The 12,621-nt window shown below is 66.9% G+C and carries 10 protein-coding genes; 1 reads left to right on the forward strand and 9 read right to left on the reverse strand.

Annotation, left to right across the window (positions count from 1 at the left end; all coding sequences use genetic code 11):
* Window positions 1-180: 180 nt before the first annotated feature.
* The 8 genes from VJ897_RS13870 to VJ897_RS13905 all read right to left on the reverse strand — a co-directional run bounded on the left by VJ897_RS13870 (window position 181) and on the right by VJ897_RS13905 (window position 8,933).
* The gene (locus tag VJ897_RS13870) at window positions 181-405 is read right to left on the reverse strand and encodes a formate dehydrogenase subunit delta (protein ID WP_324056292.1); all 225 of its coding nucleotides are present in this window, start codon (window positions 403-405) and stop codon (window positions 181-183) included.
* On the reverse strand, window positions 395-1,192 hold the full coding sequence (gene fdhD, locus VJ897_RS13875) for a formate dehydrogenase accessory sulfurtransferase FdhD (protein ID WP_324056293.1): 798 nt from the start codon (window positions 1,190-1,192) through the stop codon (window positions 395-397). The genes VJ897_RS13870 and fdhD overlap by 11 nt, the downstream gene beginning before the upstream one ends.
* Entirely contained in the window at window positions 1,189-4,089 is a 2,901-nt protein-coding gene (gene fdhF / locus VJ897_RS13880; RefSeq protein WP_324056294.1) for a formate dehydrogenase subunit alpha, read from the reverse strand. The genes fdhD and fdhF overlap by 4 nt, the downstream gene beginning before the upstream one ends.
* Window positions 4,086-5,603, reverse strand: a complete 1,518-nt coding sequence (locus tag VJ897_RS13885; RefSeq protein ID WP_324056295.1) for an NADH-ubiquinone oxidoreductase-F iron-sulfur binding region domain-containing protein — start codon at window positions 5,601-5,603, stop codon at window positions 4,086-4,088. Before VJ897_RS13885 ends, fdhF begins: the two co-directional genes overlap by 4 nt.
* Window positions 5,600-6,055, reverse strand: a complete 456-nt coding sequence (locus tag VJ897_RS13890; RefSeq protein ID WP_324056296.1) for a formate dehydrogenase subunit gamma — start codon at window positions 6,053-6,055, stop codon at window positions 5,600-5,602. The genes VJ897_RS13885 and VJ897_RS13890 overlap by 4 nt, the downstream gene beginning before the upstream one ends.
* Before the next feature lie 93 nt (window positions 6,056-6,148).
* A complete protein-coding gene (locus tag VJ897_RS13895) occupies window positions 6,149-7,039 on the reverse strand; it encodes a LysR family transcriptional regulator (RefSeq protein WP_324056297.1) in 891 nt (296 codons plus the stop codon).
* 63 nt (window positions 7,040-7,102) lie between these two features.
* Entirely contained in the window at window positions 7,103-8,137 is a 1,035-nt protein-coding gene (locus tag VJ897_RS13900; protein WP_324056298.1) for a patatin-like phospholipase family protein, read from the reverse strand.
* A gap of 10 nt (window positions 8,138-8,147) precedes the next feature.
* On the reverse strand, window positions 8,148-8,933 hold the full coding sequence (locus VJ897_RS13905; RefSeq protein WP_324056299.1) for a 3-hydroxybutyrate dehydrogenase: 786 nt from the start codon (window positions 8,931-8,933) through the stop codon (window positions 8,148-8,150).
* A 286-nt stretch (window positions 8,934-9,219) separates the two neighbouring features.
* On the opposite strand from VJ897_RS13905, the gene VJ897_RS13910 reads away from it, so the two are divergent.
* Entirely contained in the window at window positions 9,220-11,955 is a 2,736-nt protein-coding gene (locus VJ897_RS13910) for a glycine betaine ABC transporter substrate-binding protein (protein WP_324056300.1), read from the forward strand.
* Between the two features lie 372 nt (window positions 11,956-12,327).
* Here the strand turns inward: VJ897_RS13910 and VJ897_RS13915 are convergent.
* On the reverse strand, window positions 12,328-12,621 hold a 294-nt coding region (locus VJ897_RS13915; protein WP_324056301.1), incomplete at its 5' end, for an alpha/beta fold hydrolase.

Raw genomic sequence — 12,621 nt, forward strand, 5'->3', positions numbered from 1 at the left:
TCCCCTGCCCGCTCCCCGCTCACGCCACCCGCGCAGTGCGCAGATCATCCCGAAAAGTCGCGACTTTCACTAGGGCCCGAACCCGACGACCCAAGCCCGATCGAGGCACCTGACCCGCATTTCTTTGGACCGGAAATATCCCGGGGTGAATTGGCCGAAGGCCAAGAGGGGCAGCGCCCCTCACGCCCGTTCCTTTTCGGCCAGCACCCGTTCGGCCCCTTCGCGGGCCAGCGGTGTCAGCCCGTCGCCGCCCGCTTCCAAGTGCGTGCGCAGCTGACCCAGCATCCGCGGCTCCCAGAAATCGCCAAGATGCGCGGCGACACGCCCCGCCTTGTCCACGTCAGGCTGCGTCTCGAAGAAGGTGGCGATCTGGTTCGCCATCCGGACCATTTTTTCAGGCGACATCGTGATCCTCTTCTGACACGCGTTCGGCATGGGTGAATATTTCGAATGTCCCGTCCCTGGCCAAGGCAATCAGCGTCAGCCGGGCCGCCTCGGCCGTGCGCACCGCCAGCGTGGTCGGGGCCGAGACGGCGGCAATCACACTGGCCCCGGCCATCGCGGATTTCTGGACCATCTCGACCGAGACCCGGCTGGTCAGCACCACCATCCCGGCCCTGCAATCGCCCACGGCCCCGATCAACTTGTCCAGCGCGTTGTGCCGGCCCACATCCTCGCGCACCGTGACAAGACCTTGCCCGGGCACGTAAAACCCCGCGCCGTGGACCGCGCGGGTGCGATCATGCAGGGCCTGGCCCGCGCGCAGCTCGGCCATGGCGCGGGCGATATCCGACGGTGTCACCGCCACCCCCTCGCCCGCGGCGGGCAGGTCACGGATCACCTGATCGAGGCTGTCCACCCCGCACAGCCCACAGCCCACCGGCCCGGTCATCGCGCGCCGCCGAGCCGCCATGGCCGCGGCGCGGTCCTCGGGCAGCCACATGCGCACCTCGATGCCGGTGTCGTGGATCACGACCTCGGGGGCGTCGATCTGGTCGCCCCCTGCCAGCCCCTCGGTCACCGTGAAGCCGCGCCCGAAATCCGCCAGGTCGGCGGGCGTGGCCATCATCACCGCCTGGGTGGTCCCGTTATAGACCAGCGCCACGGGAACCTCTTCGGGCAGCGCCCGGGTGCCCGCGACGGCGTGGCCGTCACTCACGATGTGAGTGGTGGTCGCGCGCGTGCCCTTCATTCCGCCGCCGGCAGTATCCGCCGCGATTGCGCGGCCTGGGCCCGGTAATCCTCCTGCCACTCGGTCGGCCCGTTCGAGGGGCTGACCTGCACCGCCGTCACCTTGTATTCCGGGCAGTTCGTGGCCCAGTCGGAATAATCCGAGGTTATCACGTTGGCCTGCGTGCCCGGATGGTGGAAGGTGGTGTAGACCACACCCGGACTGACCCGGTCGGTCAGCGTCGCGCGCAGGGTGGTTTCGCCCGACCGGCTGGCCAGCTTGACGAAATCGCCCTCGTTCACGCCGCGCACTTCCGCGTCATGGGGATGGATCTCCAGCACGTCCTCGTGGTGCCAGACCACGTTGTCGGTCCGGCGGGTCTGGGCGCCCACGTTGTATTGCGACAGGATGCGCCCGGTGGTCAGCAACAGCGGGAAGCGCGGGCCCGTCTTCTCATCCGTGGCCACGTATTCGGTGATCATGAAACGGCCCTTGCCGCGCACGAAGCCATCGACATGCATCAGCGGCGTGCCGTCGGGATGCGCCTCGTTGCAGGGCCATTGGACCGACCCCTTCTCTTCCAGCACTTCGTAGGACACACCGGCAAAGGACGGGGTCGTGGCCGAGATCTCGTCCATGATCTGGCTGGGGTGGGTATAGGTCCAGCCCGCCCCCATGGCATTGGCCAGCAGCTGCGTGACCTCCCAGTCGGCATAGCCGTTCCTGGGTTTCATCACCTCGCGCACGCGGTTGATACGGCGTTCGGCGTTGGTGAAAGTGCCATCCTTTTCCAGGAAGGTGGAGCCGGGCAGGAAGACATGGGCATAGTTGGCGGTTTCGTTCAGGAACAGGTCATGCACGATGACGCATTCCATCGCTGCAAGGCCCGCGGCCACGTGTTTCGTGTCCGGGTCGGATTGCAGGATATCCTCGCCCTGGCAGTAGAGCCCCTTGAAGGTTCCGTCGACGGCCGCATCCAGCATGTTTGGGATGCGCAGGCCCGGCTCGGGGTCGATCTCGACGCCCCACGCCTGTTTGAAGATATCGCGCACCTCAGGGTTCTTCACGTGGCGGTAGCCCGGCAGTTCATGCGGGAAGGACCCCATGTCGCAGGAGCCCTGCACGTTGTTCTGCCCGCGCAGGGGGTTCACCCCCATGCCGTTGCCGCCGACATTGCCGGTCAGCATGGCAAGGTTGGCGATGGCCATGACAGTGGTGGAGCCTTGGCTGTGTTCGGTCACGCCGAGGCCGTAGTAGATGGACCCCCGCCCTCCGGTCGCGTAGGCGCGGGCTGCCGCGCGCAAGTCGCCAGCCGGGACGCCGGTCAGCAACTCGGTGGCCTCGGGGCCATGGCGCGGGTCGGACACGAACTCCACGTAGTGCTGGAACTCATCCCAGTCGCAGCGTTCGCGGATATAGGCCTCGTCGTAAAGCCCCTCGGTCACGATCACATGGGCCAGGGCGGTGACCACGGCGACGTTCGTTCCGGGCCGAAGCGGCAAGTGGTGCGCCGCCTCGATATGGCTGGACCTGACCAGGTCGATCCGGCGCGGGTCGATCACGATCAGCTGGGCGCCCTGCCGCAGGCGCTTTTTCAGCCGGCTGGCAAAAACCGGGTGGCCATCGGTCGGGTTCGCGCCGATGACGATGGCAACGTCGGTTTCCTCGACGGAGTCGAAATCCTGCGTGCCGGCGCTGGTGCCGTAGGTCTGGCCAAGGCCATAGCCCGTGGGCGAATGGCAGACCCGGGCACAGGTGTCGGTGTTGTTGTTGCCGAAGACCGCGCGGGCCAGCTTCTGCACAAGGAAGGTTTCCTCGTTCGTGCAGCGGCTGGAGGTGATGACGCCGATTGATTTCTGACCGTACTTGTCCTGAAGCCCGCGCATTCTCCGCGCGGCGAAGCCGATCGCCTCGTCCCAGCTGACTTCGCGCCAGGGCTCGTCGATCCGGTCGCGGATCATCGGATTCAGGATGCGGTCGGAATGGCTTGCATAGCCATAGGCGAAGCGGCCCTTGACGCAGGAATGTCCCCGGTTCGCCTTGCCATGTTTGTAGGGCACCATGCGCACCAGGTCATCCCCCTGCATCTCGGCCTTGAAGGAACAGCCGACGCCACAATAGGCGCAGGTCGTCACGACCGAGCGTTCCGGCGTGCCCAGCTCGATCACGGATTTCTCCTGCAAGGTGGCGGTCGGACAGGCCTGAACGCAAGCGCCGCAGCTGACACAATCGGAGGTCAGGAAATCGTCGTCCGCCGCCCCGGCAGAGACGCGGCTGTCAAAGCCCCGCCCCTCGATTGTCAGCGCGAAGGTGCCCTGCACCTCTTCACAGGCGCGCACGCAGCGGGAACAGACGATACATTTGCTGGGATCATAGGTGAAATAGGGGTTGCTGTCGTCCTTGGGCAGGTATTGCGGGTTCGCATCGCCGCCCGTGTCGCGCGCCTCGAAATGGTTGACGAAGCCACCCGCCTTGGGTTCCTCGTAGCGCACGTCTCGCAGGCCCACCGCGCCGGCCATGTCCTGCAACTCGCAGTCGCCATTGGCCGCACATGTCAGGCAATCCAGCGGATGATCCGAAATATACAGTTCCATCACGCCCTTGCGGACCTTCCGGACCTTGGAAGACTGCGTACGGACGACCATGCCCTCGGCAACCGGCGTGGTGCAAGACGCCGGCGTGCCGCGCCGCCCATCGATTTCCACCACGCAAAGGCGGCAGGACCCGAAAGCCTCCAGACTGTCGGTCGCGCAGAGCTTGGGCACCTGGATGCCCGCCTCGGCGCTGGCGCGCATCACACTGGTCCCCTCTGGCACCTGCACCTCGAAGCCGTCTATGCGCAGCGTGACGATCTGGTCGGATTTCGACGCGGGTGTGCCCATGTCCATGTCGTCGGTCGGGATGATGAAGTCCTTCACTCTGCGGCCTCCTTCCGGGTCGCGAAATCGTCGGGGTAGTTTTCCATGGCCGACAGCACGGGATAGGGTGTCAGCCCGCCGAGCGCGCAGAGCGATCCGTCGGTCATGGTCTCGCACAGGTCCACCAGCAGTTCCTTGGCCGCCGCGTCGCCCTCGGCGATCCGGTCGATGGTCTCGACGCCCCGGACCGCGCCAATGCGGCAGGGCGTGCACTTGCCACAGCTTTCCACGGCACAGAACTCCATCGCGAAGCGTGCCATTTGCAGCATGTCGGCGGTGTCATCGAAGACGACCACTCCGGCATGGCCGATCAGCCCGCCCTGCCCGTCGAATTCCTCGTAGGCGAAGGGCGTGTCGAATTTCGCGGGCGGCATGTAGGCGCCCAGCGGCCCGCCCACCTGAACCGCCTTGACCGGCCGCCCGTTGGCGGTGCCCCCGGCGACATCCTCGACCAGCGTCCCCAGCGGCATACCGAAGGCGGTCTCGAACAGGCCGCCGTATTTCACGTTGCCCGCGATCTGGACGGGCATTGTTCCCTTGGATCGGCCCAGACCGAAATCGGCGTAATGCTGCGCGCCCTTTTCGAAGATCACCGGCACGGTCGCGAGGGAGATCACGTTGTTGACCACGGTCGGCCTGCCCAGGAAGCCCTCCAGCGCCGGCAGCGGCGGCTTGGCGCGCACAATGCCGCGCTTGCCTTCGAGCGAGTTGAGCAGCGAGGTTTCCTCGCCACAGACATAGGCGCCGGCGCCGACGCGGATTTCCATGTCAAAGACCCGGCCCGAGCCCAGCACGTCCGCCCCCAGCAGGCCCCGCGCACGGCCGATGCACACGGCCTCTTGCATCACCTCGATCGCGTCGGGGTATTCCGAGCGCAGGTAGACATAGCCCTTGGTCGCGCCAACCGCGAGACCGGCAATCGCCATGCCCTCGATCAGGGTAAAAGGGTCGCCCTCCATGATCATGCGGTCGGCGAAGGTGCCACTGTCGCCCTCGTCGGCGTTGCAGACGATGTATTTCCGGCTCGATTGCGCATCATGGACGGTCTGCCACTTGATGCCGGTGGGAAAGCCCGCGCCGCCGCGCCCGCGCAGCCCGCTGTCCTTGACCTCGTCCACGATCTGCTGGCCGGTCATCGCGATGGCCCGGCGCAGGCCCGCCAGCCCGCCATGGGCCTCGTAGGCGTCCAGGTCCAGCGGGTCGATCAGGCCGCAGCGGGCAAAGGTCAGGCGGGTCTGGCGGGCGAAGAACGGGATGTCCTCGACCGGGCCGAGGCCTGCCAGCGTGCCGTCCAGCAGGGCGGGCACATCGGCGGGGGTGACGGGGCCGAAAGCACGGCGCGCGCCGCCCACTTCGATCTCGACCAGCGGTTCCAGCCAGATCATGCCGCGGGTGCCGTTGCGGATCACGGTCACATCAAGGCCGCGAGCCGCGGCTTCGGTCCGAACCGCGGCGGCCACCGCATCGGCGCCCAGCGCCTTGGCGGCGCTGTCACGGGGCACGTAGATCTTCATGCCAGCGCCTCCTCGATCTTGGCTTCATCGGCCCGCCCGATCACCCGGTCGCCGACCATGGCCGCCGGCCCGCAGGCGCAAAGGCCAAGGCAGTAGACCGGTTCGACCGTCACGCGGCCATCGGGCGTGGTCTCGCCCCAGCCGACACCCAGCTTGGTCAGCACCCGCTCGGTCAGGGCATTGGCCCCCACCGCCTGGCAGGCCTCGGCCCGGCAGATCTTGAGCAGGTGATGCCCGGCCGGGTCCTTGCGGAAATCGTGGTAGAAACTGATAACGCCATGCACCTCGGCACGGCCGAGGTTCAACTCCTCGGCGATCAACGGCACCGCATCGCCGGGAATGTAGCCGAAGGCCTCCATGACCGAGTGCAGGATCGGCAGCATCGGCCCCTCCTGCCCGCGGTGGCGGGCCAGTATCTCGGCCATGGTCTCGGTCAGCTGGGGGGTGCTCATGCCAGTCGCCTTTCAGATCGTATCGCTCGCGTGATGCGGCAGGTTGCACCATGAATCAATATTGATTTTCCGTCAGGTGATAGGATTCGTCGATCAATCGACGCCGCGGTCCGAAAGCGACCTGGCAGCCCCCAAAAGCGCCCTGAGCACCGGGGTCATGGGCTCGCGGTGGGGCGCAACCAGCCCCACGACATGCGCCGCGTCCGGTTTGACGATGGGCACGGCCTCGAGGGCGCCGTCCTTCAGAAAGATCTCGGCGGCCTTGCGCGGCAGAATCGTGGCCCCGGCCCCACGCAACACGTGGCTGATCAGGACGATGGTCGAGGAGGACTCGACCTGCGGATCCACGTCGACCCCCGCCTCGGAGAGGTGCTTGGTAATGATGCGCCGGTTCTGCATGTCCGGCGTCAGCAGGCAGAGCGGCACGCCGCCCAGGTCGCCCCAGCCCAGGCCCGCGCGCAGGATCGGATCGCCCCGGCAAGCCACGAGTACGTAGCGTTCGGCGTAGATCGGCTGGGTGGTGACCCGGCCCAGCGGCTCGTTGTCCAGGTAGGTCAGCCCCGCATCAACCTGCAGGTTTTCTACCAGTTCCAGGATTTCCATCGAGGTGCGCGAGAGCACCGTGAACCGGACGTTGGGGTGGGTGCGCGCGAAACCTTCGGTCAATTCGGCCACCAGTGTAAGCGCGGTGGGGATCACCGCGATTGACAGGTTTCCCGACAGCCCCTCGCGGGCCTCGCGCATTTCGTCGCGCAGCGCGCGCGTGTCGGCCACGATGCGACGGGCCCAGTCCAGGGTGCGCTGGCCCTCAGGCGTCAGACCGCGAAACCGCGACCCGCGCCAGACCAGCATGACGCCCAGTTGGTCTTCCAGCTGCTTGATCCCGGCAGAAAGCGTGGGCTGGGTCACACCCATCGCCTCGGCGGCCTTGCCGAAATGTTCCTCGCGCGCCAGGGCGATGAACATTTCCAACTTGTCGATCATCGGGCGCCCTTTCGACAGACTAGGCGTATGGTAGCGGCACGCAATCGGCGCGGCAAATGCCCGTCACTCGAACATGGCCCGCAGATCAGCGGACTGTTCCACCCCGATCTGGCCCTTGTGGTCCCGCAGGAAGGCCCCGGCGGCACGGCGGCCGGCTTCCTTGAGTTGGGCGATGACGGAGGGCACGGCGACCATCTTGGTCGCCACCGACAGGTCGTTCATCAGCCCGTCGTCGGCGATCATGTGGATCAGCGGGCGTTTCATGGCTCCCTCTTCCATCTTGCCGTCATCCAGCAGCCGCTGCACGAAATCGATGGCCCGCAGTTCCCGCAGCAGCGAGGAATTGAAGCTGATCTCGTTGATACGGTTCTGAATCTCGGTTGGCGTGCGGGGCAACTGGTCACGGTGCAGCGGGTTGATGTTCACCACCACGATGTCGGGCGGCAAGGCGGGTTCGAACAACGGGAAAAGCGCCGGGTTGCCGGTATAACCACCATCCCAGAAGGCCTCTGAATTGCCGGTCTCGGGGTCCTCGACCTCGACCGCCTGGAAAAGCGTCGGCAGGCAGGCCGAGGCGACGATGGCGCCGGTCGTGATCCGCTCACCCGAAAAGACGCGGATCTTGCCGTCACGCACCTGCGTGGCACAGACGAAGAATTCCGGCCCCTCCTGGGCGCAGACCCGGCCGAAATCGAACTTCTCGACGATCGGCGTAAGCGGATTGCGATAAAGCGGCCCCCAGCCGTAGGGCGACATCATCCGCCCCACCATATCGCCCCAGGCGAAGGCGGGCGAGTATTCCAGCGCGCGACTGACATAGCCCGGTTCGGGCAGCCAGGCGCGCATCCATTCGCTGATGCCGTCGGCGCCGGTTGCACCGATCCGCTGCCAGAGCCAGTCCAGCGTTTCGCGCGCGCCGGTGCGCCCGCCGGCCAGAAGCCCCGATTTCAGCGCCGCCCCGTTCATGGCCCCGGCCGAGGTGCCCGAGATGGCGGCGATTTCCAGATCGTCCTCTTCCAGCAGGCGGTCGAGCACACCCCAGGTAAAGGCGCCGTGGGCCCCGCCGCCCTGCAGGGCAAGGTTGATGCGCAGGGTCATGCGCGCGCCCTCACAGCGCGGTCCAGCCGCCGTCGACGGAAATCGAGGTGCCGGTGATCTGCGCCGCCGCGTCGGAGCACAGGAAAATCGCGGTGCCGCCCATCTGTTCGACAGTCGCGAAGTCCTTCGACGGCTGGCGCTTGAGCATGACCTCGCGGATGACAGTGTCGCGGTCCATGTCGTATTCCTTCATGGTGTCGGGGATCTGTGCCTCGACCAGCGGGGTCAGCACATAGCCCGGGCAGATGGCATTGGCCGTGATCGGCTCCTCGGCGGTTTCCAGCGCGACGGTCTTGGTCAGGCCCATGATGCCGTGCTTGGCGGCCACGTAGGCCGCCTTGTAGGGCGAAGCGGTCAGCCCGTGGGCCGAGGCGACGTTGACGATCCGGCCCCAGCCTGCCTCGCGCATCATCGGCAGGGCAGCGGCACTGGTATGGAAGGCCGAGGACAGGTTGATCGCGATGATCGCGTCCCACTTGGCGGTGGGAAACTGGTCCACCGGGGCGACGTGCTGGATGCCGGCATTGTTCACCAGGATATCGCAGGCCCCGGCCTTTTCCACCAGGGCACGGCACTGGTCGGGATCGGACATGTCCGCCTGGATATAGCGGGCGCCGACACCGTGCGCCTGCGCGATTTCCCGGGCCAGGGCATGGTCCTCGTCACGGTCGCTGTAGGAATTGAGAACGACCTCCGCGCCCGCCCCGGCCAGTTCGCGGGCGATGCCCAGTCCGATACCCGAGGTCGACCCGGTGATGATGGCGGTCTTGCCCGCAAGCGATACGGTGTAGGACATGGCGCGTCTCCCTTTTGCTGCCTTGCAGCATTTCTAGGCCCTCGGCCTGCCAAGACCAACCCCTTTCGCGGCGATCGCCCCCTGGCCGGCGCGTGGTGCGGGTCCCGGCGGTCGGCGCGGGCCTCCGGTCTGGACATGACGCGGACCGGATCGTAACCAAGGCACCGACCCCAGGGCAAGGTGGCAGGCGGATGCGGTTGAGGGACACGACAAGTTGGCAGGGGGCGGGGGCACGCCGCGCCGACCGCCCGTACCGGATCGCTGTGCAATGAACCGGGACACGCCCATGCCGCTGATCGTTGCGGCCGCGGTCATGGCGGTTGGCTTCTGGTCGCTCAAGCCCGTCTTCATCACCCTTGTCGGAGACCGGGCCGGCCCGGGCGAGGTCTTCGTCGCCGCCGGCGTCATGTCGGTCCTGGCAAGCCTGCTGGGGGCGCTGGTCATGGGCCGCTCGACAAGCGCACTGATCGGGGCCGCGGGCACGGGCCGCGGGCTGCTGCTTTCGGCGGTGGCGGGGCTTTTCCTGGGAATGTGGTACTATGGATTCTACCGCGCGCTTTACGGCGCGCCCAAGGTCGACGCGACGGTGATCGCCTTTACCTGGCCGCTCTTCGCGATCCTTGCCATGCGGATATTCGCGCCCGAGTACGGGCGGCGCCTGCGGCCATCGGAATACGCGCTGGTGCTCGTCGCCTTCCTTGGCGCGGCCTCGATCGGGGTGTCAAACCTCGGCCCCGGCGCGACAGGCGGCGGCGACCGGGGCGAGATCCTCTTTGCCTTCCTCGCGGCTATGGGGTCGGGCTTCTACCTGCCCTTCGCGGTCAAAGCGATCGCGTGCTTCGGAGACGTGGTCGGCTCGCGCATAAGGGGCACTTTCTACACCATCTCGATTGCCAACGTCGTCTCGCTCGCCGTGGTGCTGGCGGCGATGCAGGTCTTCGACCAACCGCTGAGATTCTATGCCTTCGATACGCAGGTCCTGATCATCTGCGGCATGATCGGGATCGGCACTTACCTGGTGGCCGAGATCACCTGGACCTGGGCCTTCGCGGAATACCAGTCAATGACGCTCTCGACGCTGCCCTATTTCTCGCCCGCGGTATCGGTGGTGCTGCTCTACCTTCTGTTCGGCGAACCTGTCACGGCCATCGCCGCGCTCGGCCTCGTGCTGGTCCTGTTCTCGAACCTGACGCTGCACGGGCGGTTCCTGTCCAACAGCGCGCCGGTCATGGCGCTGGTGGGAACGGTCTACGTGGCGCTGGCCTCGCAATTGGTGCGACCTCTGGACAGCCCCGGCGTTCTCGTCGAGACGATGCACGCCATTGCCGCGCTCTTCGCGATACAGGCGGGGTTCATCCTTGCGCGCGTCGCCGGCCGCCGATCCGAGGAACTGGACGCGCGCAGCGCGCTGGTGCGCGCCGTCCTGACCCTGCGCGACGGAAGCGGGGTCGGCGATACGCGGGTCGAGGCCCTGCTGCGCCAACTGGTCGATACCGAATTCGCCGAAGGCGCGCAGGACAAGCCCGCTCTGGCCGCCGGGATGCGCCATCAACTGGGCGAAATGCCTGGCGACCGGGACGATCAGCGCGCGGCGCTGGCGGCCTTCGACCGCTGGTTCACGATCAACCGAGACCGGTTGTCTGTGGGCGAAAAGGCCGCGCTGTGGATCACGGGCCTGGGGGCGATCCTCTTCCTGATGCTGATCCGTGCCGACACGGCCTACGGATTGATCGGGCTTTATGTCTTCGCCGCCGGGTGCCTGTTGGTGATCTTCACCATCAACGACTACCAGCAGAACAACTTCAACGGTTTCGGCAACCAGCTGTTGCGGCTGCAACAAGGCTTCGCCGAGCTGGGCCGGTGCTTCTACATGCCCGCCCCGCTGGCCCGGAACCGCGAATTCGCAAACCTGCCCCAGGGCACGCCCATCACCTACCGCGACGATGACGGCACACTGGTCGAGACGGTGCTCCAGCGCCGCCGCTCGCGGTTTCCGGCAATCTACTGGTCCACCGGGGCGCTGGTCATCGCGGCGCTGATCTACCTGCCACTGTCCACGCAACAGCAGCAAAGCGCCCCGCTTTCCAACCTGCTGCGCCCGCAGGTGAGTACCAGCGAAAGCTCTGCGGTCCTGATCGCGCCGCAGGCGGATGTCACCGTGGCGCGCTTCGACTGGGCCGCCAGCCGGGTCGCCGCCCAGGTAGTGGCCCTGGTAATCGAACAGCGACTGGACCTGACAGCGGTCCTGCGCGACAGCACGGTGGGGGATGTCTTCGCTCAGATGGACGCGGGGCAGATCGACGTGCATCCGGACCTGTGGACCGACAACCAGCCGCAGAACATGGCGCGCTACGTCGAGACCGCGGCGCCGGTGGCAACGCTCAATGCGCGCGGCTACGCGGGGGTGCAGGGCGTCTACATGCCCCGCGCCACGGCCGGGCGGCTGGGTGTTGACGCGCTGGCGGCGCTGACCAGGCCCGAGGTGGCGCGCGCCTTCGACACCGACGGCGACGGGCTGGGCGAGATCTGGCTCGGCGCGCGCGGCTGGGAATCCACCGCCCTGATGCAGCAGATGCTGTCGGAAACCGGGCTGGACCGTCTGTGGGAAGGCGAAGTCTATTCCGAGCGCGTCTTTCGCGCCAAGCTGGACCGTTTCATGGCGCAGGACAGGCCGCTTGTGTTCTACAGCTACGAACCCAACGACCTGCACACCGTCCATGACCTGGTCGAGATCACCGGACTGGACACGGCAAGGCCGGACGCCGCCGCGGCCTGTCCGCCGGACCTGCCCGGCCCGCTTTGCGCGCTTAGATCCACCCGGGTGCACGTGGCCTATGCAGAGGCGCTGCAGACCGACCGGCCCCGCCTCGCCGCGCTCCTGCGCGACGTGGTCTTCACCCGCAAGGACGTGAGCGGCTGGCTGGCCCGGACGACGCGGCGGGACGTGCCACCGGGGCAGGTCGCCGCCGACTGGGTCGCGGCAAACGCCGACAGGATCGCCGCCTGGGGCAGCGGGCCCTGATTGGTTGGAGCAGCCCGGCGGATGCGGCGCCGGTCCGGGTCAGCCTCGGCGCTCGCCTTGACGGTAGACTGGCCATCCGTCCGCGCTCAGGATACCGGCGGCTTCTCCTGTTGCATGGGCGATCGGACCCGACAGCGCACAAGCGCGGCGGCCGGACACCCACCATCGACGCCAAAAAGAGCCGCGACGCGCTGACACCGTGAAGGTAACACCGAGGATCACGACAGGACCGCAACTGGAAAGACGACCCGACAAGCGAGGTCTGCATGTTGGGCATCCTTGCCCCGCGATCGCACTCGCCGCGCTCGTTTTCCATTGGCAGTCAGCCCCGAGTCTGGACCTGGCCCGCCTGTTCAGAGAGCATGGCCCGTCTCAGGAAAAGCCGATCTCGCGCAGGAAGCCCAGCATCGCGGCGCGGCACTCCTCGGGGCGCTCAAGCTGGAGCATGTGACCGGTGCCGGCAATCGACACGTAGCGATAGCCGCCCTCGTCGGCGAGCGCCTTGTTCGCCTTTGCCGTGGGGGCATTGGGCACCTTCTCGGGGTCGGCACCAATGAGGATCGACGGGCAGCCGAAGGTATCTGCCTCGGGCCAAAGGTCGAGAAGCAGTGCGCCTAGGTAGATGGCGGCCTCGAATTCACCGCGGCAGGACAACTCGAAAGCGGC

This window comes from Salibaculum sp. (assembly GCF_035270045.1).
Classification (GTDB): domain Bacteria; phylum Pseudomonadota; class Alphaproteobacteria; order Rhodobacterales; family Rhodobacteraceae; genus Salibaculum.

Excerpts from the sequence above, each read along its gene's own strand:
- VJ897_RS13870 (WP_324056292.1), bottom strand. The coding sequence starts at position 405 with ATGTCGCCTGAAAAAATGGTCCGGATGGCGAACCAGATCGCCACCTTC.
- fdhD (WP_324056293.1), bottom strand. The coding sequence starts at position 1,192 with ATGAAGGGCACGCGCGCGACCACCACTCACATCGTGAGTGACGGCCAC.
- VJ897_RS13885 (WP_324056295.1), bottom strand. The coding sequence starts at position 5,603 with ATGAAGATCTACGTGCCCCGTGACAGCGCCGCCAAGGCGCTGGGCGCC.
- VJ897_RS13890 (WP_324056296.1), bottom strand. The coding sequence starts at position 6,055 with ATGAGCACCCCCCAGCTGACCGAGACCATGGCCGAGATACTGGCCCGC.
- VJ897_RS13895 (WP_324056297.1), bottom strand. The coding sequence starts at position 7,039 with ATGATCGACAAGTTGGAAATGTTCATCGCCCTGGCGCGCGAGGAACAT.
- VJ897_RS13900 (WP_324056298.1), bottom strand. The coding sequence starts at position 8,137 with ATGACCCTGCGCATCAACCTTGCCCTGCAGGGCGGCGGGGCCCACGGC.
- VJ897_RS13905 (WP_324056299.1), bottom strand. The coding sequence starts at position 8,933 with ATGTCCTACACCGTATCGCTTGCGGGCAAGACCGCCATCATCACCGGG.
- VJ897_RS13910 (WP_324056300.1), top strand. The coding sequence starts at position 9,220 with ATGCCGCTGATCGTTGCGGCCGCGGTCATGGCGGTTGGCTTCTGGTCG.